At 73.0% G+C, this 23,932-nt stretch carries 26 protein-coding genes and 1 riboswitch; of the genes, 12 read left to right on the top strand and 14 right to left on the bottom strand.

What is annotated here, in order from left to right:
• Nucleotides 1–37: 37 nt before the first annotated feature.
• From F7P10_RS38075 to F7P10_RS38065, 3 genes are read right to left on the bottom strand one after another with little or no spacing between them, the layout of a single operon-like run.
• Complete coding sequence (locus F7P10_RS38075; RefSeq protein ID WP_151016870.1) at nt 38–832, bottom strand: enoyl-CoA hydratase; 795 nt, start codon at nt 830–832, stop codon at nt 38–40.
• A 33-nt stretch (nt 833–865) separates the two neighbouring features.
• The gene (locus F7P10_RS38070) at nt 866–2,014 is read right to left on the bottom strand and encodes an acyl-CoA dehydrogenase family protein (protein ID WP_151016869.1); all 1,149 of its coding nucleotides are present in this window, start codon (nt 2,012–2,014) and stop codon (nt 866–868) included.
• Nucleotides 2,011–2,874: an acyl-CoA dehydrogenase gene (locus F7P10_RS38065; RefSeq protein WP_151016868.1), complete on the bottom strand. Its 864-nt coding sequence runs from the start codon at nt 2,872–2,874 to the stop codon at nt 2,011–2,013. Before F7P10_RS38065 ends, F7P10_RS38070 begins: the two co-directional genes overlap by 4 nt.
• Before the next feature lie 75 nt (nt 2,875–2,949).
• On the opposite strand from F7P10_RS38065, the gene F7P10_RS38060 reads away from it, so the two are divergent.
• Nucleotides 2,950–3,603 (top strand): TetR/AcrR family transcriptional regulator, encoded by a 654-nt coding sequence (locus F7P10_RS38060; RefSeq protein WP_151016867.1) that lies wholly within the window; start codon nt 2,950–2,952, stop codon nt 3,601–3,603.
• Between the two features lie 56 nt (nt 3,604–3,659).
• Here F7P10_RS38060 and F7P10_RS38055 read toward each other — a convergent pair whose 3' ends face one another.
• From F7P10_RS38055 to F7P10_RS38045, 3 genes are read right to left on the bottom strand one after another with little or no spacing between them, the layout of a single operon-like run.
• Nucleotides 3,660–4,187: a DoxX family protein gene (locus F7P10_RS38055; RefSeq protein WP_151016866.1), complete on the bottom strand. Its 528-nt coding sequence runs from the start codon at nt 4,185–4,187 to the stop codon at nt 3,660–3,662.
• Between the two features lie 13 nt (nt 4,188–4,200).
• Nucleotides 4,201–5,184: a lysophospholipase gene (locus F7P10_RS38050; RefSeq protein ID WP_218040252.1), complete on the bottom strand. Its 984-nt coding sequence runs from the start codon at nt 5,182–5,184 to the stop codon at nt 4,201–4,203.
• A complete protein-coding gene (locus F7P10_RS38045; protein WP_218040251.1) occupies nt 5,181–6,878 on the bottom strand; it encodes an OB-fold domain-containing protein in 1,698 nt (565 codons plus the stop codon). Before F7P10_RS38045 ends, F7P10_RS38050 begins: the two co-directional genes overlap by 4 nt.
• 121 nt (nt 6,879–6,999) lie before the next feature.
• Between F7P10_RS38045 and F7P10_RS38040 the strand changes: the two genes are divergently transcribed.
• Entirely contained in the window at nt 7,000–8,175 is a 1,176-nt protein-coding gene (locus tag F7P10_RS38040; RefSeq protein ID WP_254716236.1) for an NAD(P)/FAD-dependent oxidoreductase, read from the top strand.
• A 158-nt stretch (nt 8,176–8,333) separates the two neighbouring features.
• Here the strand turns inward: F7P10_RS38040 and F7P10_RS38035 are convergent, their stop codons facing one another.
• From F7P10_RS38035 to F7P10_RS38020, 4 genes are all read right to left on the bottom strand, one after another.
• Nucleotides 8,334–9,701 carry a cytochrome P450 gene (locus F7P10_RS38035; RefSeq protein ID WP_151016864.1) on the bottom strand — a complete coding sequence of 456 codons (1,368 nt, stop codon included), beginning with the start codon at nt 9,699–9,701 and terminating at the stop codon, nt 8,334–8,336.
• Nucleotides 9,702–9,764: 63 nt separating this feature from the next.
• A complete protein-coding gene (locus F7P10_RS38030; RefSeq protein ID WP_254716235.1) occupies nt 9,765–9,905 on the bottom strand; it encodes a ferredoxin in 141 nt (46 codons plus the stop codon).
• Nucleotides 9,906–9,990: 85 nt separating this feature from the next.
• Nucleotides 9,991–10,851 carry a mycofactocin-coupled SDR family oxidoreductase gene (locus F7P10_RS38025; protein WP_151016862.1) on the bottom strand — a complete coding sequence of 287 codons (861 nt, stop codon included), beginning with the start codon at nt 10,849–10,851 and terminating at the stop codon, nt 9,991–9,993.
• 37 nt (nt 10,852–10,888) lie between these two features.
• Entirely contained in the window at nt 10,889–11,731 is an 843-nt protein-coding gene (locus F7P10_RS38020) for an NAD(P)-dependent oxidoreductase (RefSeq protein WP_151016861.1), read from the bottom strand.
• A 614-nt stretch (nt 11,732–12,345) separates the two neighbouring features.
• Here F7P10_RS38020 and F7P10_RS38015 point away from each other — a divergent pair.
• From F7P10_RS38015 to F7P10_RS37995, 5 genes are all read left to right on the top strand, one after another.
• Entirely contained in the window at nt 12,346–13,227 is an 882-nt protein-coding gene (locus F7P10_RS38015) for an NAD(P)-dependent oxidoreductase (protein WP_151016860.1), read from the top strand.
• Between the two features lie 93 nt (nt 13,228–13,320).
• Nucleotides 13,321–14,409 (top strand): dihydrodipicolinate reductase, encoded by a 1,089-nt coding sequence (locus F7P10_RS38010; protein WP_151016859.1) that lies wholly within the window; start codon nt 13,321–13,323, stop codon nt 14,407–14,409.
• 30 nt (nt 14,410–14,439) lie between these two features.
• On the top strand, nt 14,440–14,856 hold the full coding sequence (gene pcaC / locus F7P10_RS38005) for a 4-carboxymuconolactone decarboxylase (RefSeq protein WP_151016858.1): 417 nt from the start codon (nt 14,440–14,442) through the stop codon (nt 14,854–14,856).
• On the top strand, nt 14,849–15,757 hold the full coding sequence (locus F7P10_RS38000) for an NAD(P)-dependent oxidoreductase (protein WP_151016857.1): 909 nt from the start codon (nt 14,849–14,851) through the stop codon (nt 15,755–15,757). The genes pcaC and F7P10_RS38000 overlap by 8 nt, the downstream gene beginning before the upstream one ends.
• 238 nt (nt 15,758–15,995) lie before the next feature.
• Complete coding sequence (locus F7P10_RS37995) at nt 15,996–16,847, top strand: DUF72 domain-containing protein (RefSeq protein WP_151016856.1); 852 nt, start codon at nt 15,996–15,998, stop codon at nt 16,845–16,847.
• A 104-nt stretch (nt 16,848–16,951) separates the two neighbouring features.
• Here the strand turns inward: F7P10_RS37995 and F7P10_RS37990 are convergent, their stop codons facing one another.
• Both F7P10_RS37990 and F7P10_RS37985 read right to left on the bottom strand, forming a co-directional pair.
• Complete coding sequence (locus F7P10_RS37990; RefSeq protein ID WP_151016855.1) at nt 16,952–17,431, bottom strand: inorganic diphosphatase; 480 nt, start codon at nt 17,429–17,431, stop codon at nt 16,952–16,954.
• A gap of 357 nt (nt 17,432–17,788) precedes the next feature.
• Nucleotides 17,789–18,709 carry a PDR/VanB family oxidoreductase gene (locus tag F7P10_RS37985; RefSeq protein ID WP_151016854.1) on the bottom strand — a complete coding sequence of 307 codons (921 nt, stop codon included), beginning with the start codon at nt 18,707–18,709 and terminating at the stop codon, nt 17,789–17,791.
• A gap of 163 nt (nt 18,710–18,872) precedes the next feature.
• Between F7P10_RS37985 and F7P10_RS37980 the strand changes: the two genes are divergently transcribed.
• Entirely contained in the window at nt 18,873–19,220 is a 348-nt protein-coding gene (locus F7P10_RS37980; RefSeq protein ID WP_151016853.1) for an MmcQ/YjbR family DNA-binding protein, read from the top strand.
• A gap of 144 nt (nt 19,221–19,364) precedes the next feature.
• Nucleotides 19,365–19,589: a hypothetical protein gene (locus tag F7P10_RS37975; RefSeq protein WP_151016852.1), complete on the top strand. Its 225-nt coding sequence runs from the start codon at nt 19,365–19,367 to the stop codon at nt 19,587–19,589.
• A 59-nt stretch (nt 19,590–19,648) separates the two neighbouring features.
• Here the strand turns inward: F7P10_RS37975 and F7P10_RS37970 are convergent, their stop codons facing one another.
• On the bottom strand, nt 19,649–20,521 hold the full coding sequence (locus tag F7P10_RS37970) for a hypothetical protein (RefSeq protein ID WP_151016851.1): 873 nt from the start codon (nt 20,519–20,521) through the stop codon (nt 19,649–19,651).
• 76 nt (nt 20,522–20,597) lie between these two features.
• Complete coding sequence (locus F7P10_RS37965; protein WP_254716234.1) at nt 20,598–21,362, bottom strand: S9 family peptidase; 765 nt, start codon at nt 21,360–21,362, stop codon at nt 20,598–20,600.
• Nucleotides 21,363–21,497: 135 nt separating this feature from the next.
• Here F7P10_RS37965 and F7P10_RS37960 point away from each other — a divergent pair, with 135 nt between their 5' ends.
• The 3 genes from F7P10_RS37960 to F7P10_RS37950 all read left to right on the top strand — a co-directional run bounded on the left by F7P10_RS37960 (nt 21,498) and on the right by F7P10_RS37950 (nt 23,918).
• A complete protein-coding gene (locus F7P10_RS37960; protein ID WP_151016849.1) occupies nt 21,498–21,713 on the top strand; it encodes a hypothetical protein in 216 nt (71 codons plus the stop codon).
• A 13-nt stretch (nt 21,714–21,726) separates the two neighbouring features.
• Nucleotides 21,727–22,638, top strand: coding sequence for an LLM class F420-dependent oxidoreductase (locus F7P10_RS37955; RefSeq protein ID WP_151016848.1), 912 nt, complete (start codon nt 21,727–21,729; stop codon nt 22,636–22,638).
• Nucleotides 22,639–22,853: 215 nt separating this feature from the next.
• Nucleotides 22,854–22,915: riboswitch (cobalamin riboswitch) on the top strand.
• Nucleotides 22,916–23,003: 88 nt separating this feature from the next.
• A complete protein-coding gene (locus F7P10_RS37950) occupies nt 23,004–23,918 on the top strand; it encodes an ABC transporter substrate-binding protein (RefSeq protein WP_151016847.1) in 915 nt (304 codons plus the stop codon).
• The last annotated feature ends 14 nt before the right edge of the window (nt 23,919–23,932 follow it).

Below are 23,932 nucleotides of genomic sequence, written 5' to 3'. Positions count from 1 at the left end.
ACCGGCTCCGGGCCCCGCGCCGGGGCCCGGAGCGCCGTCACTTCGACTTGAGCTTGTCCTTCATGCCGTCCAGCTTCATCAGGACGGGGTAGCCGTCGACGCTGAGCGCGTTGCCGTGCCCGGTCTCGTGGATGTCGAACACCGACTGGATCGCGGCGTAGAAGCCCTGCACGTCGAGGGTCTGGTTGACGGCGCGCTTGGCCTGCCGCAGCGCGAACGGGTGCATCTGCGCGATCTGCCCGGCCAGCTCCATCGCCGAGGACTCCAGGTCGTCCAGTGCCACGACCTTGTTCACCATGCCGACCTTCTCGGCCTCCTCGGCGGTGATGCCGCGGCCGGTGAACAGGATCTCCTTGGCCTTGCGCGGGCCGAGCTCCCAGGTGTGGCCGTGGTACTCCACGCCGCCGATGCCCATGTGCACGACGGGGTCGGAGAACTCGGCGTTCTCCGCGGCCACGATCAGGTCGCACGGCCAGCACAGCATCAGCCCGCCCGCGATGCACTTGCCCTGCACCGCCGCGATCGACGGCTTGGGCACGTTGCGCCACCGCAGCGTGTACTCCAGGTACCGCCGCGACTCCACCGAGTAGATCCACTCCAGCGTGAGCTTCTCCGGGGCCCACTCGCGGTCCTTCAGGTCGTGCCCGGCGGAGAAGTGCTTGCCGTTCCCCTTGAGCACGATGACGCGGACGTCGTCGTCGGCCGCGGCGCGCGACCAGGCGGCGTCCAGCTCGTCCAGCAGCGCCCCGGTCTGGGCGTTGGCGGCCTCCGGCCGGTTCAGCGTGATGACCGCGACCTTGTCCGCGACCTCGTAGAGAATCTGGTCGTTCATCGCGTCTCCTTTACAGGGCTCATCGGGGCGGGGCTAGCGGGGCAGGCCGAGGACGCGCTCGGCGATGATGTTGCGCTGGATCTCCGACGTGCCGCCGGCGATCGTCCCGGCGAAGCTGCGGGCGTACCGCTCGAACCAGCTCGACGAGAACGCCTCGGCGTTCATGTGGTTGGGCGGCGAGGTCCGCTCCGGGTGGACGAGCCCGTCCGCGCCGCGCTCCTCCAGCGCGTGCAGGGACGCGGACTGGACGGCCTCGGAACCGAGGAGCTTGAGCACCGACAGCTCCGCCGGATCGACCTGCTCTCCCAGGGCGCGGTAGCCGAGCAGCCGCAGCGCCTGCAGGTCCATCTGCAGCGTGGCGTACCACTCCTGGTCGCTGGGCGCGTCCCGGACCAGGTCCTCGAGCCGCTCGGCGAAGCTCAGCCACAGCAGCGTCCGCTCGTGGCCGAGGGAGCCGTGGGCGACGCTCCAGCCCTTGTTCGGCTCACCGATCAGGTTCTCCTTCGGGACCCGCGCGTCGGTGAAGAAGACCTCGTTGAAGTCCAGGTCGCCGGGGTCGGCGATGGAGCCGAACGGCCGCCGCACCACGCCCGGGGTCTCGGTCGGGACGAGCAGGACGCTGATGCCCTTGTGCTTGGGGGCGTCGGGGTCGGTGCGGACGAACGTCAGCAGGACGTCGGCGTCGTGCGCGCCCGACGTCCACACCTTCTGTCCGTTGAGGACGAACTCGTCCCCGTCGAGGACCGCCCGCGTCCGCAGGCCGGCGAGGTCGGACCCGGCGCCCGGCTCGCTCATCCCGAGCGCGGCGGTGATCTCGGCCCGCAGGATCGGGACGGCCCACCGCCGCTTCTGCTCGTCGGTCCCGAACGTGAGGATCGACGCGGCGATGATGCCGAGCCCCTGGGGGTTGAAGCTGTGGTAGATCCGCCGCCGGGACAGCTCCTCCAGGTGCGCGAGCTGCTGCGGCAGCGTCGCGTCGCGGCCGCCGAACTCGGGCGGGTTGCCCGGCAGCAGCCAGCCCGCGTCGAACAGCGTGCGCTGCCACCGCCGCGCCCACTCCGGGACGTCCGCGCTCGACGTGGACCGCGGCACCGCCTCGGCCTCGCCCGGCAGGTGCGCGTCGAGGAACGCGGAGAACTCGGCGCGGAACGCCTCGACCTCGGGGTCGGAGCCCAGCCTCATCGCAGCAACGCCTTCCTGTGCTCGGCCGCCGTCCCCAGCAGCAGGTCGCAGGCCTTGGCCCGCTTGAGGTGGACCTGCAGTTCGTTCTCCCAGGTGAACCCCATGGCCCCGTACAGCTGGAGGCCGTTCTCGAACACCACCCGCTGGCACTCGCCGGCGGCGGCCTTGGCCATGGCCGCCGCACGGCCGCGGCGCGGGTCGTCCTCGGCGATCGTGAGGGCGGAGAAGTAGGCCAGTGCGCGGGCGCGCTCGATGGCGACGTGCATGTCCGCCGCCCGGTGCTTGACCGCCTGGAACGAGCCGATGGGCACCCCGAACTGCTCCCGCTCCTTCACGTGCGCGACGACCATGTCCAGGATGCGGCGGCAGGCGCCGACCGCGGTGATCGCCAGGCCCGTCAGCGCGAGGTCGGGGACCCCGGCGACCAGGCCCGGCCCGTCCGGCCGCGCCGTCACGTGGGCCAGGTGCAGGGTCGGGTCGAAGGTGTCGGCCCGCTCGGCCGTCACGTCGGCGCCGTCCACCACCACCACGCCGTCCGCCGTCACCAGCGCGATCTCGTCCGCCCTGTCGGCGTCCAGGACGAACCGGCCTGTCCCGTCGCACACCGCCGTCCCCGCGCCGCGCGGCGGCCGTCCCGCGAGCGGGAGGAACCAGGTCGCGGTGGCCAGGAACGGCGTCGGGTCGGCGACGTACCCGAGTTCCTCCAGCACGATCGCCAGCTCCACCGGCGGGGCGTCCAGCCAGCCCAGCTCCCGGTACGCCGCCCACAGCTCGTCCTCGGGGCGCGACCGCGACTTGGCGACCGTCTCGCGGACCATCTGCTGGAGCAGCCGCTGGTCCTCATCGAACTCGAACTCCATGCGCGTGAGAATAACATTCTCATCTGTCGTAAGTAAGAGTCTCCTTTTGCGCCTTACACGAGTATCATCAGCGAAATGTCCGAGGTCGTGGAAGAACCCGCCTGGCGCCGACGCGCGGTCGAGCGCTCCACCCGTGCCGCCAAGCTCCGCGCCGAGCAGCGCGTGGAGCGCTTCCTCGACGCGGCACAGGAGCTGATGGCCGAGAAGGAGACGACCGACTTCACGGTCCAGGAGGTCGTCGACCGCTCCAAGCAGTCGCTGCGCAGCTTCTACCAGCACTTCGACGGCAAGCACGAGCTGCTGCTCGCCCTGTTCGAGGACGCCCTCGTCGAGGGGGCGGCGGAGATCAGGCAGGCCGCCGCGGAGCACCGGGAGCCGCTGCCGCGGCTGCGGGCCGCCGTCGAGACCCTCTACGCGCAGTGCTCCCCGCCCCCGGGCCCCCGCGGCCCCCTGTTCAGCGACTTCGGCCTCCAACTGCTCGCCAGGCATCCGCCCCAGGTGGCGGCGGCGCACCGGCCGCTGCTGGACATCTTCACCGAGCTCGTCGAGGAGGGCGTCCGGGCGGGCGCCGTACGCCCGTGCCGGGCGCGCCGCCAGGCGGCCATGATGATGCAGACGGTCATCTTCGTGGCGCAGAACAACGCGCCCGCGGGCGGCCACGGCGTGCCGATGACCGCCGCGGAGGTCTGGCGGTTCTGCCTGCACGGCGTCTCCGGCGCCGCGGAGTAGCCGGGCCCGCCCGCGGCGGGCCCGGCTACTCGGCGAGCACGGCCGCTCCCCGGCCCTCAGGCCGCCTGCTCCTCGGGCTGCGCGGCGGGCTCGCGCTCCGGCCGCCAGAACGCGCCGAGCAGGCCGGCCGTCCCGAGCACCCCGATCCCGAGCGCGATGCCGCCGCCCGCCCAGCCGGCGATCTCGATGTCCGCGGCGGCGTCCAACGACACCGAACCCGGACCGAGCGCGCCCAGCGCGACGCACATCACCGCCAGGACGAGGACGTACTCGTAGCCGTCCTTGAACACGAAGAACCCGTTCGTCCGGTGGGCGAGGATGCCCGCGACCAGCATCACCGACACGATCGCCGCGCAGGCCAGCGGCGTCAGCAGCCCCACCACGAGCAGCGCGCCCGCGCCGATCTCGGTGAGCACGCTCAGCCACGCCTGCAGCTTCCCGTGGCGCAGCCCGAGGCCGCTGAACCAGCCCGCGGTGCCCTCGATTCGGCCGCCGCCCCGCCAGTGGTTGTAACCGTGGAGGATCATCGTGACTCCCACGACCAGCCGTACGGCCAGCAGGGCCACGGCCTCGGCTTCCGGCATTTTCGATCTCCCGTCAGGTGGTCCCGTCCGGAGCGCCTCCGGACGTCTCGTCGGCCGCCGCCGCGCACTCCTCGGCGAACGCCAGCGCCTTCCAGTGGTAGGCCGCGGCGGCGAAGCCGAGGCTCAGATTGTGGCCGCCGCCCGCCTGCTCGTCGACGGCGACCCGGGGCGCGGCCGTGAACAGCGCCGCGACCTCCTCCAGCGCCGCCCGTCCCGGCCGCCACACGGTCTCGTGCTCGGCGAGGGTGTACCGGACGGGGACGCGCACCCGGGCGGCCAGTTCCGGCAGGTCCGAGTTCCAGCCCGCCACGACGCCGCCCTCGTAGGCGGGCGCCGCGGAGCGCAGGGCCGGATGCCCGATCGTCCCGTCCGGGTAGAGGTGCTCCGGCCCCCAGATGAGGTGGCGGATGCTGCCCGCCGGGGGAAGCCGGTCCCGGTTCCCGTCGCCGGGGCCGAGGAGCGCGGCCGCGCGGTCGTGGTGCCGCCTGCCGGTGCCGGACATCTCCAGCCCCAGCAGCCCGTCCCCGTTCCCGCGGGCGGCCATCCGGACGGCCAGCTCCGAGCCGACCGAGTGCGCCAGCACGAACAGGCCCGCACCGCGCGGGGCCGGGCCCAGCAGGGCGTGCACGGCACCGTAGGCGAGGTCGACCCGCCGCTCGGCGCGGGCGACCCGCTCCGCGTGCGGGGCGGACGCGCCGTAGCCCGGCCGGGCGAGCGCGACGACGGTGAAGCCGAGGGCCGCGCCCGTCCGCAGCAGCGACAGCCGGGGGTGCCCGGGGGCGTCGAAGTAGGCGGGGCTCACCGCCCCGCCGTGCAGCGCGAGGACGACCGCGCGCGGCCGCGGGACCGCCGCGACGAGCGCCGACATCGGGACGCCGTCCACCTCGACCATGCGGGGGACGACCGGGTCGGCGGCGCCCCGGTTCGCGGCCCCGTGCTCGCGGTCGCGCGCGTGCTCGTGCGGATGCGCGCCCGTGTCACGTTCGCCGATCGTCATGCGTCCGTCCTGAGGAGCATCGCCCCGCCGGGGGTGAGGCCGCCGCTGCTCACCACGGCCACCCGGGCCCCCGGCACCTGGCGTTCCCCGCCCTCCCCGCGCAGCTGCACGACCGCCTCGTGGACGAGGCCCATGCCGTGGGTCCGTCCGTGCGACAGCTGGCCGCCGTGCGTGTTCAGGGGCAGGACCCCGTCCCGGGCGATGTTCTTGCCGCCGTCCAGGAAGTCCTTGGCCTCGCCGATGCCGCAGAACCCGAGCGCCTCGATCCAGGAGAGGCAGTTGAGGGTGAACCCGTCGTAGAGCTGCGCGACGTCCACGTCGGACGGCCGCAGCGACGTGCGCGTCCACAGGTGGGCGGCGGGGCCGAGCACCTGCGGCTCGTGGGTCAGCGTGCTCTGGTCCCAGTCGATCCGCTCGGTGATCTGCGTCCCGACGGCCTCCACCAGGACGGGCGGCTTCGGCAGGTCCCGCGCGGCGTCCACCGCCGACACGATCACCGCGACGGCGCCGTCGCACGGCACGTCGCAGTCGTAGAGGCCGAACGGCTCGGTGATCGGCCGCGCCTCCAGGTAGTCGTCCATCGTCATCGGGGAACGGTAGATCGCCGTCGGGTTGACGGCGGCGTTCGCCCGCTGGTTCAGCGCGATCCAGCCGAGCGTCTCGCGCGTGGTGCCGTAGCGGTGGAAGTGCCGCTGGGCGTTCTGCGCGAGGGTGTGCGCCGCCGACGTCGAGCCGAACGGCATCCGCCAGGCAGCCGCCCCCTCGACGCGCCCGCCGCCGCCCGCGCCGGCGCCGCCGCGCCGCATCAGCTCCCCGTGCGTGGTCTCCCACAGCGTCCGGAAGCAGAGCACGTGCCGGGCGAGCCCGCCCGCCACCGCGAGCATCGCCGCGATCAGCGAACCGCCCGGCCCGAACGTCTCGGCACCGCCGTTGTACCAGGTCGGCCGGAGGCCCAGCGCGGACTCGAGCGCGGTCACGCCGCCCTCGCCGAACCCGCCGAACGGGCCCGCACCGGGGTAGGTGGCCAGGCCGTCGATGTCGTCCAGCGTCAGGCCGGCGTCGGCGACGGCGCGCTCGCACGCCTGAACGGTGAGGGACAGCGGGTCCACCATCAGCCGGCGGCCGAGCTCGGAGGCCCCGATGCCGGTGAGGGCCGCCCGGTCCTCGAACTTGTCGGTGCTCGGCATCGGCCGGACGAGGCTCGCCATCCGCTCGGGTGCGACCTCGTCCGCGGGGAGTTCGGCGGGCGGGCCCTGTTCGGCGGCGGGCCGGAACAGCGGGAGCCACACGTCCTCGCACTGCTCGAAGACGACCTCCATCCGCATGCCGAGCGCCAGCTCGTCCGGGTCGCACTCGACGGCGTTCGTCGTGAGCCGCACGCGGGCGTCGTCCTCGAGGGCGACCTGGGCCACGACGTACGGCGCCGGAAGCCCCGGCAGGCTGAACCGGTGGTTGAGGGTGAACCCGATGAGGGTCGCGAAACCGGAGACCTCCCGCACGCCCATCTCCGTGCCCCGGCAGTACCGGCACACCGGCTGCGGCGGGTGGACCAGGGCCGCGCACGCCTCGCAGCGCTGCACGCGCAGCCGCCCGTCGGCCCCGGACGTCCAGAAGAACTCGTTCTCCGGGGTGAGCCGGGGCAGCGGGCGTCCCGGCCCGCCGCCCGTCCCGCCGCCGGTCGCGCTGCCGCTCACCGTGCCTCCTCACTCCATGGCGCCATGGCCTTCAAGTACATTGAATTATCGTTCATTTTCTTGGATCATCGTTGATCCTACTGATGGGAGGCTCATCTGTGAACAGCGAGGTGCGCGAGCCGTGAGGTCACTGCGAAGCGTCGTCGTGGCGGGCGGGGGTGCGGCCGGCGTCGCCGCCGCCGAGACGCTGCGCCGCGAGGGCCACGAGGGCTCCCTCGTCCTGCTCTGCGACGAACCGGCCCTGCCCTACGACCGCCCCCCGCTGTCGAAGCAGGTGCTGACCGGCGCCTGGGAACCCGGCCGGACCGAGCTGCGCGACGAGGACCACTACGCCGGACTGGACGTCCGCCTGGTCCGCGGGCGGGCGACCGGCCTCGACGCCGGGCGCGGGCTCGTCCGGGTCGAGGGCGCGTCGGACCTCCCGTTCGACGGGCTGGTGATCGCCACCGGCCTGCGCCCGCGCCGCCTGCCGCAGGGGCGGGGCCTCGCCGGCGTGCACGTCCTGCGGGAGCTTCCGGAGGCGCTGGAGCTGCGGGCCGCCCTGGCGGCGGCGCGGCGCGCGGTCGTGGTCGGCGCGGGGTTCCTCGGCCTGGAGGTGGCGGCCTCGGCCCGCGCCATGGGACTGGAGGTGACCGTCGCCGACCCGCTGCCGGTGCCGATGATGCGGCAGGTGGGCCCGCGCGTGGGCGCCGCCGTCGCCGACCTCCACCGCGCCCGCGGCGTCGACCTGCGGATGGGCGCGGGCGTCAAGGAGATGGCGGGCGAGGACGGCCGGGTCACGGCCGTGACGCTGTCGGACGGGACGACCGTGCCCGCCGACGTGGTGCTCGTCGCCGTCGGGGCGGCCCCGGCGGTGGAGTGGCTGCGCGGGTCCGGGCTGCCGCTCGGGGACGGCCTCGAGTGCGACGAGCACTGCCGTGCGGCGCCGGGGATCTACGGCGCGGGCGACGTCGCCTCCTGGATCAACCCCCGGTACGGGCGCAGGATGCGGCTGGAGCACCGGATGAACGCCACCGACCAGGGCACCGCGGCCGCGCTGAACCTGCTGCAGGGCGACGTCAAGCCGTTCGCCCCGCTCCCCTACTTCTGGAGCGACCAGTACGACGTGAAGATCCAGGCTCACGGGGTCTTCCCGGAGGAGAGCGACGTGACGATCGAGGAGGGATCGGTCGAGGACGGCCGGTTCGTCGCGCTGTACCGGTCCGGCGGCGAGCTCACGGGCGTCCTCGGCTGGAACCTGCCGGCGCGCGTCATGCCCTACCGGAAGCGGCTCCTGGAGCAGTGGCGGCCCCGGTAGGGCGGGTCCGGTAGGGCGGGTCCGGTAGGCCGGGTCCGGGCGGGCCCCGGCAGGAGGGCCCGCCCGGACGGCGCGGCTTCGGGCCGGTGCGGTCGCCGCGCCGACGACCGCACCGGCCCATGCCCGTTCCCGGCGGGCATGCCGGGAACGAGACGTCCTCAGGTGATCTTGGCCTGGGCCTTCCGGACCGTCACCGGCTCGGCGAGCCGCTGCTCGTCGCAGATCCGCTGCATCGCCTCGATGGTCTCGTCCAGACCGGCCCCCAGCCGCTCGCCGGGGGTGAAGTTCGCCGGGAGGTGGCGCATGCCGTTGATGACCCCGATGGTGTCGTAGTGCACCGTGGCCTCGGGGTCGCACCGGTAGTCGGGCATCCGGTCGAGCACCTGCAGCAGCATCCGCTTGAACACCGTGCGCGCGACGTTCGAGCCGATGCACCGGTGGATGCCGATCCCGAAGCTGCTGTGCCGGTTGTTCTTGCGGGCGAGGTCGATCGAGTTCGGCTCCGGGAACACCCCGGCGTCCCGGTTGGCCATGGCCCACGACAGCCAGAGCCGGTCACCCTCCTTGAACTGCGTCCCGGCCATCTCGCAGTCCTGCGAGATGGTGCGCCCGTCGCCCGGCGCGGGGGCGTAGAAGCGCAGGAACTCCTCGGTCGCCGAGTTCAGCAGGGTGTCGCGCTCGCGGCTCAGCCGCTCGCGCTCCTCCGGGTTCTCCGAGAGCCACTCGAGCGCGTGCGCGGTGAGGGCCGTGGTGGTGTCGAACCCGCCGCCGATGATCAGCCCGAGCGCCCCGACCTGGTCCATGAAGGGCGGGTCCTCGCCGTCGATCTTGATCCGCGCGATCTCGTCGATCAGCCCCGGCCGCGGGTTCTGCTGGATCTCGAAGAACTGGCCGACGAGGTGGCGGCCCATCTCCTTGTGCATCTCGGCCACCCGCTCCGCCTCGGGCGTGTTCGGCCGGGTGTACACGGCGGCGTGCACGGGCTCGTTGTAGACGACCCAGTCCTTCAGCGGGATGCCCATCATGCCCAGCGTGAGGACCGCCGGGACGACGTTGGCCAAATCGTCGACGAAATCGATGCGGCCGCTCTCGATCTTCTCGTCGAGGCAGGCGCGCACCAGCTCGTCGATCACCGGGATCCACCGGTTGATCGCCGCCGGGGACAGGTAGGGGTTCAGCGCCTGCCGGTAGTACCGCTGCGCCGGCGGGTCCATCTCCAGGAAGCCGCCGGTGCTGCCCTTGCCCCGTTCGGGCGTGGGGATGGAGATGCCCTGGTAGCCGCGCCTCTCCCCGTTGACGTCATGGTCGTTCGACACCTTGTCGGCCGACCGCGCGAGCTCGAACACCTCGCTGTTGCCCGCCGCGACCCAGTGGCCGCCGTAGGTCTCCGACCACGCGATGGGGCACTTCTCGTGCATCTCCTCGGTGATCGCCTCGAACTGCCCGCGATACTCCGGCGTGTGCCGGTCGAAATGGTATCGCCGCTGTTTACGATCGTCGTCCTTGACGACGTCATCCGCACCCATATTGCCTTTCTCCAAAGTAACTCGAGGTCGGAGTCATCGCGGTGGGAGCCGGACAGGCCGCCGTCAGTCGATGGAGATCGCCCGTTCGGGACACGAGTTGACGGCTTCGATGACCTGGGCTTCCTGGTCCGCCGGAACGTCCTCCCGCACGACGGACGAGTGACCGTCGACATCGCGGAGCTCGAAGATCTCCGGAGCGATCATCGCGCAGAGCGTGTGGCCCTGACACCGTTCCGAATCGACGCGCACCTTCACGCTCTTTCCTCCCACCTGATTGTCGTCATCGTTCTCAGACGTGGTAGTCGTGCCACTTCAGATAGCCGCCGGCGTCGACCCGCATCTGCATCCCGGTCACGAACTTGGACTCGTCCGACGCGAGGAAGAGAACGGTGTCGCTGATGTCGCCCGGCTCCACGTAGGAGATGGGGAACGCCTGCTGCACCGCGAACGCCGGCTCGGCGTCCTCGCGGGTCGGGTTCTCGAGGTCCGGGCGGAACGAGCGGTACATCGGCGCGCTCTGCAGCATCGGCGTGTTGCAGTTCGTCGGGTGGATCACGTTGATCCGGATCTTCAGCGGCGCGAGGTTGCGCCCGAGCTCGTGCGCGTACTCCGACAGCGCCCGCTTGGTGAAGGCGTAGCCGCTGCCGCCGGGGTTCGATCCGGGGTTCTGCACCATGCCCATGTTCATCAGCGCCGCGGCCGACCCGGTCGCGATGATCGAGGCGCCCTCGCCGAGGTGCGGCAGCGCGACCTGGATCGCGTTGATCGTGCCGACCAGGTTGACGTTGATGACGTCGGTCCAGGCCTGCAGCGGCGGGTTGCCGTGCAGCGGCGCGATGCCGGCCTGCGCGACGACGACGTCCAGCCGCCCCAGCTCGCGCACGCCCCGCTCGACCGCGTCGGCGAGCTGCCCGGCGTCGCGCACGTCCGCCTGCACCGCCACGACGCGCCGTCCGGCGGCCTCGATCAGGCGCGCGGTCTCCTTGAGGTCGTCCGGTCCGGCCAGCTTGTAGCCGACCGTCTCGATGTCCTGGCAGAGGTCGACCGCGATGATGTCGGCGCCCTCCTCGGCCAGCCGCACCGCGTGGCTGCGTCCCTGCCCGCGCGCCGCGCCCGTGACGAACGCGACCTTCCCCTCGACACGTCCCATGACGTCGTCCCTTTCCTGCTCTGCCACCCGGTTTCGGTCAACCGGCGGTGGATGTTCTCGTCCGCTCGCCCGCGGCGGCGTCCAGCGCACCTGCCAGCGCGTCCAGGCCCCCGCCCAGCGCGCCGAGATCCGCGCCGTGCTCGGCGGAGACCCGCCGGACGACGTCCATGTCCTTGCCGAGGAAGCCGCCCACCGCCGCGGCGAAGTCCGCGACCGAGCCGCGGGACGCGACGCCCGCCAGCGCCCGGCTGGACGCGCTGCCGTGCCCGAGCGCCTCGAGCAGGGCGGGCTCGCCGACGCCCAGCGCCGCGCCCAGCCGGACCGCCTCGGCCAGCAGCCCGATCTGCGCGGCGAACAGCGCGTTGTTGAGCAGCTTCACCCGCTGGCCCGCGCCCAGCGCGCCGACGTGCAGGACGGGGTCGCCGTAACAGCCCAGCGCGGGTCGGACCCGTTCCACGGCCTCGTCGGCGCCGCCCACGAACAGGGAGATCCGGCCCGCCGCGATGTCGTGCGGCCCGCCGCTGACCGGGGCGTCGACGACCCGCACGCCCCGCGCGGCGGCATGTCCGGCGACGGCCTCGGCGGTGTCCGGATCGCCGGTGGTGTGAACGACGACGACCGACCCGCGCGGCATCCGGTCGGTCAGCCCGCCGTCGACGCACACGTCCCGGACCTGGGCGTCGTCGAAGACGCACACCAGGACGGCGTCCGCGTCCTCCCCGGCGGCCGCGACGTCGGCGACCGGGTGCGCGCCGTCCGCGGCGAGCGCCGCGCGCGCCTCGGCCGTCCGGCCCAGCACGCGGACCTCGTGGCCGGCCCGGACCAGGCGGCCCACCATCGGGCGGCCCATCCGGCCGGCTCCGACGAATCCGAGGCGCATCGGCGGCTCCTGTTCACGCATGGTCGTCGCACCGGTCCGGCCTGCTCGGCCCGGACGACGTCGATCCCCGGCGGGGAGTCTCAGGTGACCGCGACACTAGCCACGCTCAACCATTTGAGCAATAGGTCACCTCGGTGAACGCAGATTCAAAGCATTGATCAAGCTTGTCCGAGGGACGGGCGGCCGGTCCGGCGACGAGACCCGGCCGGAGCACGTTCATGCTGGTGAGGGGCTTGTTCTGCGGAGGTGGACGTGCTCTGGACGGTGGTCGCGCAGGTCCCCCGGGCCGGTCGCGCCGCGCACGCCGGCACGGCCGTTCACCGCGCCGGGGCGCTGTTGACTGCCCGTCTGGCGGCTGCTTTCCTTCGCCGTGGGCGGCCGCGGCGACGTCCCGGAACGGCCGAGGTCCGCCGCGCGTGCGACACGACGGCGGCCGGTCCGGCGAGCGGCCGCCCCGCCGCCGGGCGAGGCCCGGCGGCCGTGATCCGCACCCGCGTCCGTTCGCCCGCGCGCAGACGCCCCGCGGATCCCGTGCACGCGGCGCGGCCCGAGCCGCGCCGCCGAAACCGCAGAACCGTCCCGATACTGCAGGACCGTCCGAGGAGGAGCGCCCGATGAGCGGACCGACAGTCACCCCACCGCCCGGAGAGACGTCCGGGGGCACGTCCGCGGCGAAGACGCGCGTCGGCTTCGTCGGGCTGGGCAGCCAGGGCGGGCCGATGGCGCGCCGGATCGTCGAGGCCGGGCATCCGACGACGCTGTGGGCGCGCCGCCCCGGCTCCCTCGAGCCGTTCGCCGACACCGCCGCGAAGACCGCCGGCACTCCCGCCGAGATGGCCGCCGACTGCGACGTCGCCTGCGTCTGCGTGGTCGACGACGCCGACGTCGAGCAGGTCGTGACCGGCGAGAACGGCATCCTGGAGGGGCTCGCGGCGGGCGGCGTGGTCGTCGTGCACAGCACCGTGCACCCCGACACCTGCCGGCGCCTCGCCGACGCCGCCGCGGCGCGGGGCGTGTCCGTGGTGGACGCACCGGTCAGCGGGGGCGGGCAGGCGGCGGCCGAGGGCCGGCTGCTGGTGATGGCGGGCGGCGACGACGCGGCCGTGGAACGCTGCCGGCCGGTGTTCGCGACGTACGCCGACCCGATCGTCCACCTCGGCCCGCTCGGATCCGGGCAGCTGACCAAGCTGCTCAACAACGTGCTGTTTACGGCGAACCTGGCGACCGCCGCGGGCGCGCTCGCCCTCGGCCGGTCGCTGGACGTCGACCCGGACCGCCTCGCGGAGGTCATCTCCCACGGCAGCGGGACCAGCTTCGCGCTCGGCCGCGTCGCCGCGGCGGGCGGCACGCTCGGCCCGATGGGGGAACGGGCGGGCGCCCTGCTGCAGAAGGACGCGCGGCTGCTGGCCACCGTCGCGGACGCGGCGGGCGTCCCGGCGGGCCCGGTCATGCGGGCGGCCGACGACGCCCTGGACCTCATGGAGCACCGCAGGTGAACGCCCGCGCACCCGGCGCCCGCACGCTTCGGCATTGACCATCTCCGATAGTGAGATTAACGTTCTCGCTATCGGAGAGTGAGGTGCCACAGCATGCCCGAGACACCGCGCGGCGGGCCGGACGACCGGCCGGGGGATGAACGGGACGGCCGGTCGCGGTACCGGGTCGTCCAGTGGGCCACCGGGAACATCGGCACGCGGGCGCTGCGCGCGGTGATCGAGCACCCGACCCTGGCCCTGGCCGGAGCGTACGTCCACTCTCCGGCCAAGGCGGGGAGGGACGCCGGGGAGCTGTGCGGGCTCGACCCGACGGGCGTCACCGCGACCCGCGACGCCGGCGAGATCCTGGCCCTGCGGCCGGACTGCGTCCTGTACATGCCGCGGGCCTGCGACTTCGACACCGTGTGCCGGCTTCTCGAGGCGGGCGTGAACGTCGTCACGACGCGCGGGGAGTTCCACCGTCCGGACAGCATGGACCCCGATGTCCGCAAGCGGATCGAGGCGGCCTGCGAGCGCGGCGGCGCCTCGGTCCACAGCACCGGGAGCAGCCCCGGCTTCATCACCGAGGCCGTCCCGCTGGTGCTCACCTCGATCCAGCGCCGCCTCGACCGGCTGACGATCGGCGAGTACGCCGACCTCTCCCGGCGCGACTCCCCCGGCCTGCTGTTCGACGTGATGGGCTTCGGCCGCCCGCCCGCCGACATGGACGAGCGCCGGCTGTCCCACGGGCGCGTCAGCTTCGGCCCGTCCCTGGAGCTCCTCGCGGACACGCTCGGCCTGCCGCTGGACTCCGTCGAGGCCTCCGGGGAGGTCGCGACCGCGCCCCGCGCCGTCCGCATCGCCGCCGGGGAGATCGAGGCCGGGACCGTCGCCGCCCAGCGGATCACGGTCACCGGCCTGCGCGGCGGGCACGACCTGCTGCGCTTCGTCGCGACCTGGTACTGCACCACCGAACTCGACGCCGACTGGGACCTCCGGGAGACGGGCTGGCGCGTCGCGGTGGAGGGTGACACCCCCCTGGACGTCGACCTGCGGTTCCCGGTACCGCTCGACCGGATGGCCGCGACCACCCCCGGCTACACGGCCCACCGCGCCGTCAACGCCGTCCCGTTCGTCTGCGCCGCCGCGCCCGGCATCCGCACGACCGCCGACCTGCCGCAGATCGTCGCCGCGCTCGGCTGAGCGCGCCCGTCCCGCACCGAGGAGCAGCCGTTGAGCGTCACCGACGCGAACCCGTCCCGTTTCGAGCAGGGCCTGGCGACCCGCCGGGAGGTTCTCGGCGCCGCGCACGTGGAGCGTTCCATGGCCGGGGTGAGCGACTTCGCCCGGCCCGTCCAGGAACTCGTCACCGAGTACTGCTGGGGCGCGGTGTGGACCCGCGACGGCCTGGACCGCCGCACCCGCAGCCTGATCAACCTCGGGATGCTGACGGCGCTGGGCCGCGACCACGAGCTGGCGGTGCACGTCCGCGCGGCGATCACCAACGGCTGCACGGTCGAGGAGATCCGGGAGGCGCTGCTCCAGACGACGGTCTACTGCGGCGTCCCGGCGGCGATGCAGTCGTTCCGCATCGCCGAGCGGGTGCTCGAGGAACTGCGCGAGGACGAAGGGACGCAGGGCAATGAGTGACGGCGCGCCGATCCGGACGGTCGGATTCGTGGGCCTCGGCCACATGGGGCGTCCGATGTCCAGGCGGCTGGCGGAGGCCGGGCTGCGGGTGCTCGGCCACGATCCCGCGCCGCCGCCCGCCGGCGAGCTCCCGGACGGGCTCACGCTCGTGGCCTCGGCCGCCGACGCCGCCCGCGGCGCCGGCGCCGTCATTCTGATGCTGCCGAACAGCGACATCGTCGAGGGCGTCGTGGACGGCCTGCTCGACGTGCTCCAGGCGGGCTCGGCACTGATCGACATGGGGTCGAGCCGTCCCCTGTCCACGCAGAAGATCGCCGCCCGCACGGCGGAACGCGGCGTCGCGTTCGTCGACGCCCCGGTCTCGGGCGGGGTGAAGGGCGCCGAGAGCGGCACGCTCACGGTCATGGCGGGGGGCGCGGCCGCCGACGTCGACCGCGTCCGTCCCGTCCTGGACGTGCTGGGCGGCACCGTCGTGCACGCCGGCGACGTCGGGGCCGGGCACGCGCTGAAGGCGTTCAACAACCTCCTGTCGGCCTCCCACCTGCTGGCGACCGCGGAGGTCATGCGGGCGGGGAGCCGCTTCGGGCTCGACCCGGCGGTGATGATCGACGCCATCAACAGCTCGAGCGGCCGCTGCGCGTCCACCGAGGTCAAGTGGCCGAACTTCGTCCTCAGCGACCGCTACGACTCCGGGTTCGGGCTGTCGCTGATGCTCAAGGACATCCGGATCGCGGCCGAGCTGGCCGAGGCACAGGACACACCGCTCCCCTTCGGCCGGGCCGCCGTGGACCTGTGGGCGGCGGCCGCCGAGGACCTCGGCCCGGACGCCGACCAGACCGACATCGCCCGCTGGCACGGCCGCCCCCAGGCAGAGCACGGCAACGACGACCCCGCGCGATAGCAAGCCGATCCGCGCGTCAACCAGGGGCCCGCCGGATAACGGCGGGCTCGCGCGACAACGACGGGGTCGTGCGGCTCCGACGGCCCCGCACGACAACAAACCGGCCCGCACGACAACGGCCGCCCCGCCCACCAACAACGGGGCAGCGCAACCCCGGCGCCCCCACACGACAACAACCGGCCCCCACCAAACACGGGCCCGCCGCATAACGACGGGCTCGCGCGATAACGTCGGGGTCGTGCGGCTTCATGTGGGATGCGCGATGTGGAACCTGGCGCCGTGGCAGGGCCGCTACCTGCCACGGGCGCTGCCCGCCGGCGAGCGCCTGCGCGCCTACGCGTCGTGGTGCAACGCGGTCGAGGGCAACACGACCTTCTACGCGACCCCCTCGCGGGACGCGGTCGAGTCGTGGGCGGGGCAGACGCCGCCCGACTTCCGGTTCGTGGTGAAGCTGCCCAAGCCGGTCACGCACGGGAGCCGACTCGTGGGCGCCGACGACGAGCTGCGGGCGTTCCTGCACGCGATCGAGCCGCTCGGGCCGCGCGCCCACGCGCTGTGGGTGCAGCTGCCCGGGTCCTTCGGGCCGGGCGACGTCGGGACGCTCGCGCGCTTCCTGCGACGGCTCCCCGCGTCGCACCGGTACGCGGTCGAGGTGCGGCACCGCGCGTTCTTCGAGGACGCGCGGGCGGCGTCGCTGCTGGAGCGGGCCCTGTCCGAGAGCGGCGCCGAATGGGTGCCGTTCGACACCACCACCCTGTTCCGCAGCCCGCCGACCAGCGACGCCGAACGGGACGCGTGGACGAAGAAGCCCCGGATGCCCCGGCGCGCGGCCGCGCTCACCGGACGCCCGATCGTCCGCTACCTCGGCCGCGACGACACCGACCGCACCGTCGAGGGCTGGCAGGGATGGACGGCGACCGTCGCCGGCTGGCTGCGCGAGGGACGCACGCCCACCGTGTTCGTCCACACGCCCGACAACGCCGAGGCCCTCGAACTCGCCCGGCGCTTCCACGACGAGGTGCGGGCGCTGGTGCCCGAACTCGAACCGCTGCCCGAGCCGGAGCCCGTGGGGCCGCCCACCCTGTTCTGATGGGCCCCGCCCGGGCCGCAGGAGAGACCGCGGGCCGCGTCGGCACTCTGTTCGGAGCCTTCACGGGCTCTGGAGTCGGACCGTGCCGCCTGCCGGTCGGCCGGTCAGCGCCCGGCGCGCCCGGTCGAGGCTGCGATCTCGCGGTCGGCGATCTCCCTGTCCTGCCAGCCGCGGACGTCGGCGCTCTTGCCCGGTTCGAGGCTCTTGTAGATGTCGAAGAAGTGGGCGATCTCGTCGAGCATGTAGGCGTGCACGTCCCGCAGGTCGCGGATGCCCTCGTAGCGGACGTCGCGGGCCGGGACGCCGAGGATCTTCGCGTCCGGACCCTTCTCGTCCAGCATCCAGAACACCCCGATGCTGCGGACGGTCACCTGGCATCCCGGGAAGGTGGGTTCCTCGAGCAGGACCATCGCGTCGAGGGGATCGCCGTCCTCGGCCACGGTGCCGGGGATGTAACCGTAGTCGATCGGATACTGCGTCGAGGTGAACAGCATGCGATCCAGCCGGATCCGCCCAAGCCGGTGATCCATCTCGTACTTGTTCCGCGACCCCCGCGGGATCTCGACGATCATCTCCGTCTCCATCGGTTCCCCCTCGCGACGCGCGTTCTTCTCCGGGGAGTTCGCCGCTGAGCACGTCCCGAAACCGGTTCGGTCGCGCCGATCCGCCGCTGCACGCGGCGGCCCGCCTTCAGCGGCCGGCTCGGCGCCTCCCTGCGCCCGCGCCGCGGGGAGGCACGCACGCGCCCGCGTGACCACCATGCGCCCGACGCGCCGTGCGGCACGGGCGAGTCGGGGCGCGCAGGGCGGTGAGCAGGTCCAGCTCGAGGGCGGCCAGATTCACGGGCATCCATGTTCGCGCCATGCATCACCGGCGTCGTCGGTCGCCCGAAGCACAGCGGAGCGAACCGAGAGGGTGATCGCGGCGCGCGGGGACGGCGGTCAGAGCTCGAGGACGAGGCGCGGGCCGCGCGACCGCGACACGCAGACCATCATGAACCCGCCCTCCTCGCGCTCCTCCTCGGTCAGCACGGAGTCCCGGTGATCGGGCTCCCCCTCCAGGACGGGCGTCTCGCACGTCCCGCACGTCCCTTCCCGGCACGACGACAGGACGTCCACACCCGCCTTCTCGACCGCCTCCAGGATCGAGCAGCCGGCCGGAACCTCGACCGTCCGGCCGCTCAGCGCCAGCTCGACCTCGAACGCCTCCCGCGGACCGTCGTCCGGCCGGGCGGCGAACCGCTCGGTCCGCACGCCGGGCGCCCGCCGCTCGACCGCCGCGATCATCGGCTCGGGACCGCAGCAGTACACGGCGGTCCCCGGTTCGACCGTGTCCAGGACGTCCAGGTCGAGCAGCCCGAACTCGTCCTGGGGCCGCACCTCGACACGGTCCCCGTAGCGGGACAGCTCGTCGAGGAACGCCATCGCCGAGAGCCTGCGGCCCCCGTACAGCAGGCGCCAGTCCGCGCCGACCGCCTCGGCCGCCGCCACCATCGGCAGGATCGGCGTGATGCCGATGCCGCCGGCGAGGAACAGGTACCGCGGCGCGTCCTCGAGGGCGAAGTTGTTGCGGGGCCCGCGCGTGCGCAGCCGATCTCCCGGGCGAACCCGCTCGTGCACGATCGTCGACCCCGGCCCCTCCTTCAGCACCCCCAGCCGCCACGTGCCGTCCCCCGGGTCGCCGCACAGCGAGTACTGACGCACGACACCGGCGTCCAGCAGCAGATCGATGTGCGCCCCGGGCCGCCACGAGGGCAGCTCTCCCCCGTCCGCCGCCCGCAGGGTCAGGCCGACGACGCCTTCGGCGAGGTCCGTCCTTTCTGCGACGACCACCTCGGTCTCGACGGTGTTGTCCGCGGCCACTCGGTCCCTCCGATGCACGACGTCCGGTCACCACGACGATCCCGCCCGGCCCGCGCGCACGTCAGCCGAGGTTCCGTCGAACGGAAGAACTGCCTAGCGCACCGGCGATGTCACACCCGCCCTCTACGATTCCCTTGCGCGACCCGAAGGGAAGGACGGGAATATGGACACGTTCGAGCGTCTGCGGGAGATCTGCCTGGCGCTGCCGGAGGCGGCCGAGAAACCCTTCGGCGGTCACACCTCGCCCTCCTTCCGTGTCCGTGACAAGCTCTTCGCGATGACGAGCGAGGACGGTCTCTCGCTGATGTTCAAGGGAGGGCCCGGCGTCCAGGAAGCCCTCATCTCCGAGGACCCCGAGCGCTTCTACCGGCCCCCGTACGTGGGCGGCAAGGGATGGGTGGGCACGCGCCTCGACGTCGACCAGGACTGGGACGAACTGGCCGAGCTGATCGAGGACAGCTACCGCCTCATCGCCCCGAAACGCCTCTCGGCCCTCCTCGACCACCGCTGAAAGCCCAACACCGCGGAGCCGCCGGGCACAGAACCCGTCGTCCGCACGCCCCGTGCGCTTCAACAGAGGGCGGTCTCGGTCCAGGGTGGCATCAACCTCTCCAACTGCACTGCGCAGGCGTGAGGTGTGGTGCAGACTTCCGGCATGCCACCGAAAACGCGCCTCAGCACCAAGGGCAAGCAGCTGACCGTGTACGTCGAACACGGGATCTGGTACGACCGTGGGACTCGGCGGATCCACGTCACCGTGCCGGGCGCGGACGGCATGGGCGTCGCCCACTGGGACTGTGGCCCCGCCGACAAGCGGTGGACGCTGTACAAAGCGATCCTTCAGGAGGCGGGACGCTGGCCTGAGGACGCACCAGAGTAGGTGACCCGAGCACCGCCGAAACCGTGTCCGTTACCCGCTCACCCGTATCTCGAGGCGGTTCAGCGGCGGGGGCGCGCGAGGGTGCGCAGCCTCCTTCCTATGCGGTCGAGGGTGGTGTCGTCAGGGGCCCAGCCCCGTTTCAGGAGAGCGATCAGTAGTGCCTCCAGATACGGCGCCGGGCGGGATAAGAAGTCGCGGGTGACGGGGATGACCTCCCAGTTCTTCTCCGCCGCGAGCCATCTGCGGCGGCGACGGTCGCGGTCGCGCGCCTCCGAGCCGGTGTGGTGCAGTTCGCCGTCGTATTCGAGACCGACGCGGAACTCCTCGTACCCGAGATCCACGTAGAGCGGGCGGTCGCGCGGGCCCATGACCGGGACCTGGCAGGCGGGGCGGGGGAATCCGGCGTCGACGACCGCCACCTTGGTCCAGCTTTCGCCGGGTGACGCCGATCCGGGGTCGCCGAGGCGGAGGATCTCCCCGAGCCGGGTGTTGCCCCGGTAGCCGGGGAGGGTGCGGGCCATCTTCCTGAGTTCGGGCACGCCGACGCCGCGCCTGAGGAACTGGTCGAGGCCGGCGACGGCCTCGTGGCGGGGCAGCCAGCGGGCGCAGTCGAGGGCGGTCCGGACGGGCGAGGTGAGACGTACATGTGCTCTCTCCACGGTGTGCTCGGAGGGAAGGTGGGTGCCCGGCCGACGGGGGTCGATCAGGTCGACGGGCCAGTCGGCCTCGCGAACGCCCGGGGGTAAGACGTCCAGTCCCCAGAGCCACGCGGCGGTGCGCCGGGCGATCACGACCTCCTCGGGAAGGAGACGGCTGAGCAGGGCCGCCCGGCTTTCGAGAGTCGCACCTTTGACAGGGACGAAATAGACGCCCCGGCCGATGGGGATGATCGAGCCTTCGGTGCGCTTCCAGGTGAGCGTGAATCCGTTCATGGAGACGATGCTGCCGGGCGGGGCACGCGAGTCGAACAGGTAATCGAAACTGTGGATAACTTCGTGCCGGCGGTCGTCAGCGCGCGGTCTCGGGGCGGGCGGCCACGGCGCCGACGGTCCACCGGCCGATGCGCGTGATCAGGTCCGGGTTGGCGGCGGCCTCGGCGTGGCCGAAGGACGGCTCGACCCACAGTTCGCGCGGGTCGCGGGCGGCCCCGTAGAGCTGGTGCGCGTGCTCCAGGGGGAAGAACGCGTCCGCGTCGCCGTGCACGACGAGGAACGGGACGGGCGCGATGCGTCCGGCGACCTCGTGCGGGGCCTTCGGGACGGGGTCCCAGCCCCGGGGCGCGATGCGGGTGCCGCGGGCGACCCGGACGGCGAACCGGCCGCTGCGGCGCTCGATGGCCCAGTGGACGCGGCGCATCGGGACGGTCCCGCTGTAGTACCAGCGCGCGGGCGCGCTGACCGAGACGACGGCGTCGACACCGCCGTGCAGGGCCGCGTGCCGGACGGCGACGGCGCCGCCCATGGAGAAGCCCGCGACGGCGACGCGCTCGTAGCCGCGGCGGCGGGCCGCGCCGACGGCGGCCTCGATGTCGAGGACCTCGCGGTCGCCGACGGTGGAGTGCCCGCCGGACCCGCCGTGGCCGCGGAAGTCGAGGCCGACCACGCCGCCGAACCGGTTCAGGACTCCCGCGATCCGCCGCAGGGCCGGTTGCCGCCACGAGCACGTGAACCCGTGCGCGAGGACGAAGCAGAGGCCGTCCGGCCCCCGGAGGTGTCCGGCGTCGATGCGGACCCGGTCGGCGGTGTAGAGCGTGAGCGGTTCGGATGTCGGCACGTGTCCAATGATCGGACATCTTCGGTGATCGGACGTCGCCGGGCGGGGCTGAACGGGCGGGGTGCTGGGTAGGTAGGGCATCGTGTCGGGAGGGCTGGTCGATCGGCCCCGGAGGGCGACGACCATGCGACGCGGGTGAGAGCGCGGCGGGGCGGTTCGTCACCGGGCGAGTACGCGTGCGGCGTCATCGTGTCGTCGGCGCGCGCGCACGAGCGCGCGGCGATCCTGCTGGAGCGGATGGCCGCGGCGCACCCGGAGGAGGCAGAGTTGCACCTGCAGGCGGCCCTGCGGCATCGCCGATGGGCCGAACGGGACCGGGAGCTCGCCGAACGGTACGCGGCGGGCGGCTGACAAGGGAGATCGCATGCGCATCGGGGTTTCGCTCGGTGAACGGAGCGGGCCGGACGCGCTCGCCAGGCTCGGCGACGACGTGCGGAGGGCGGCGGACGACGGGTTCGCGTCGGCGTGGATGTCGAACATCTTCGGGATGGACGCGCTGACGGCGCTCGCCGTCGCGGGGAACGGCGTCCCCGGGATCGAGCTGGGGACGGCGGTGGTCCCGTCGTATCCGCGGCATCCGGCGGCCCTGGCGCAGCAGGCGCGGACGGCGGCACTCGCGCTGGACGGACGGCTGACGCTCGGCATCGGCCTGTCGCACAAGGTCGTCATCGAGGACATGTACGGGTTCGACTTCGGCCGCCCGCTGCGGCACATGGACGAGTACCTGTCGGTGCTCCTGCCGCTGCTGACCGGTGAGACGGCCGCGTTCGACGGCGACACCGTGCGCGGGCACATCTCGCTCGGCGTGCCCAACGAGGGCCGGGTTCCGCTGCTGCTCGCGGCGCTGGGGCCCAGGATGCTGAAGCTGGCGGCGGAGCGCACGGACGGGACGGTCCTGTGGATGACGGGCCCGGCGACCGTGCGGGAGCACATTGCACCGACGATCACGGGGGCGGCCGAGGCGGCGGGGCGGGCCGCCCCGCGGATCGTGTGCGTGCTGCCCGTCTGCGTCACTGGCGACCCGGAGCGCGCGCGGGAGCGAGCGGCGAAGGCGTTCGAGGTGTACGGGACGCTGCCGTCCTACCGGGCGATGATGGACCGCGAGGGGGCGAAGGGCCCGGAGGATCTCGCGATCATCGGAACCGAGGACGAGGTCGGCGCGCGGCTGGCGGAACTGGACGCGGCGGGCGTGACCGACTTCGTGGCCGGCGAGTACATGTCGGGCGAGGAGCGCGAGCGGACGCGCGAGTTCCTGCGGTCGGTCACGGCGCGATGAGCTCGTAAAGGTTGCCGCTGGAGTCGGCGAAGTACGGCCCGCGGCGGCCCAGCGGGTGGTCGTGGTCGACGCGCCCGTTGTCCGGACGGGCCGGATGGGTCACGTGAACAGGACGGCGAGGCGTCGATGGCGGAGTGAGGACTCACACCGGTGCCGGCGGCGGGTGCTGATTTTGCCTGCTGATAACCTTCCAGCTCAAGCGCGCGCGGAGCGAAGCCGGTGCGAATCCGGCGCTGTCCCGCAACTGTGGTGCCTCCCCCGAGAAGGCCGAGCCAGGTCGCCTCCCGCGCGCCGACGACCATCGACCTCGTGGAAGGGCGATCCGTCCTGCGCGGGCCGCGGCTTCCCGCATCCAGGAGGCTCCTGTGAGACCCGTACGCGCGCTCGGCGCGGCCCTCGTCTTCGGCGTCGTGACGCTCGCCTCGGCCTGCGGCGGCGGGGACGGCGCGACGGAGGCGGACGGCGCCGGCGCGGTCACCGTGCAGGCCGCCAACGGCGCCGTGACGATCCCGGAGAAGCCCGGGAAGATCGTGTCGCTGTCCCCCACCCACACCGAGACGCTGTTCGCGATCGGCGCGGGCCCCCAGGTGGTCGCGGTCGACGAGTACTCCACCCACCCCGAGAACGCGCCGCGCACGAAGCTGTCGGGCTTCAAGCCGAACGCCGAGGCGGTCATCGGCTACGAGCCCGATCTGGTCGTGCTGTCCGACGACATGAACGGCATCGTGAAGTCGCTGGAGAAGGTCGGGGTGCCGGTGCTGCTGGAACCCGCCGCGACGAACCTCGACGAGGCCTACGACGAGATCGCCGACCTCGGGAGGGCGACCGGGCACGAGGCCGAGGCGACCGAGCTGGTCCGGACGATGCGGGCGGACATCGAGCAGACCGTCGAGACGGCCGGGAAGGCCGAGGATCTGACTTACTTCCACGAACTCGACGACCAGCTCCACACCGTGACGTCCACGACGTTCATCGGCCAGGTGTACGGGCTGTTCGGCCTGCGGAACATCGCGGACGAGGCGGAGGACGCGAGCGGCGGCTACCCGCAGTTGTCCCGCGAGTACCTGCTCGAGCGGAACCCGGATCTCGTCTTCCTGGCCGACACCAAGTGCTGCGGCCAGGACGCCGGGACGGTCGCCGGACGCGCCGGATGGGGCGATCTGAAGGCCGTCCGGGACGGCGGCGTGGTGGAACTCGACGACGACATCGCGTCCCGCTGGGGCCCCCGCCTGCCGGAGTTCGTGAAGGCGATCGGCGACGCCGTCCAGAAGGGCCGGTGACGGCCGGGAGGGAG

It is taken from the genome of Actinomadura sp. WMMB 499 (assembly GCF_008824145.1).
Taxonomy (GTDB): domain Bacteria; phylum Actinomycetota; class Actinomycetes; order Streptosporangiales; family Streptosporangiaceae; genus Spirillospora.
The sequence above is the reverse complement of the archived record's forward strand: the minus strand, read 5'-3'. Positions and strand labels throughout refer to the sequence as shown.

Bases quoted from the DNA above. Each gene is read 5' to 3' on its own strand.
- F7P10_RS38075 (WP_151016870.1), bottom strand. From the start codon at position 832: ATGAACGACCAGATTCTCTACGAGGTCGCGGACAAGGTCGCGGTCATC.
- F7P10_RS38070 (WP_151016869.1), bottom strand. From the start codon at position 2,014: ATGAGGCTGGGCTCCGACCCCGAGGTCGAGGCGTTCCGCGCCGAGTTC.
- F7P10_RS38065 (WP_151016868.1), bottom strand. From the start codon at position 2,874: ATGGAGTTCGAGTTCGATGAGGACCAGCGGCTGCTCCAGCAGATGGTC.
- F7P10_RS38060 (WP_151016867.1), top strand. From the start codon at position 2,950: ATGTCCGAGGTCGTGGAAGAACCCGCCTGGCGCCGACGCGCGGTCGAG.
- F7P10_RS38055 (WP_151016866.1), bottom strand. From the start codon at position 4,187: ATGCCGGAAGCCGAGGCCGTGGCCCTGCTGGCCGTACGGCTGGTCGTG.
- F7P10_RS38050 (WP_218040252.1), bottom strand. From the start codon at position 5,184: ATGACGATCGGCGAACGTGACACGGGCGCGCATCCGCACGAGCACGCG.
- F7P10_RS38035 (WP_151016864.1), bottom strand. From the start codon at position 9,701: ATGGGTGCGGATGACGTCGTCAAGGACGACGATCGTAAACAGCGGCGA.
- F7P10_RS38030 (WP_254716235.1), bottom strand. From the start codon at position 9,905: ATGATCGCTCCGGAGATCTTCGAGCTCCGCGATGTCGACGGTCACTCG.
- F7P10_RS38025 (WP_151016862.1), bottom strand. From the start codon at position 10,851: ATGGGACGTGTCGAGGGGAAGGTCGCGTTCGTCACGGGCGCGGCGCGC.
- F7P10_RS38020 (WP_151016861.1), bottom strand. From the start codon at position 11,731: ATGCGCCTCGGATTCGTCGGAGCCGGCCGGATGGGCCGCCCGATGGTG.
- F7P10_RS38015 (WP_151016860.1), top strand. From the start codon at position 12,346: ATGAGCGGACCGACAGTCACCCCACCGCCCGGAGAGACGTCCGGGGGC.
- F7P10_RS38010 (WP_151016859.1), top strand. From the start codon at position 13,321: ATGCCCGAGACACCGCGCGGCGGGCCGGACGACCGGCCGGGGGATGAA.
- F7P10_RS38000 (WP_151016857.1), top strand. From the start codon at position 14,849: ATGAGTGACGGCGCGCCGATCCGGACGGTCGGATTCGTGGGCCTCGGC.
- F7P10_RS37990 (WP_151016855.1), bottom strand. From the start codon at position 17,431: ATGGAGACGGAGATGATCGTCGAGATCCCGCGGGGGTCGCGGAACAAG.
- F7P10_RS37980 (WP_151016853.1), top strand. From the start codon at position 18,873: ATGGACACGTTCGAGCGTCTGCGGGAGATCTGCCTGGCGCTGCCGGAG.
- F7P10_RS37975 (WP_151016852.1), top strand. From the start codon at position 19,365: ATGCCACCGAAAACGCGCCTCAGCACCAAGGGCAAGCAGCTGACCGTG.
- F7P10_RS37970 (WP_151016851.1), bottom strand. From the start codon at position 20,521: ATGAACGGATTCACGCTCACCTGGAAGCGCACCGAAGGCTCGATCATC.
- F7P10_RS37955 (WP_151016848.1), top strand. From the start codon at position 21,727: ATGCGCATCGGGGTTTCGCTCGGTGAACGGAGCGGGCCGGACGCGCTC.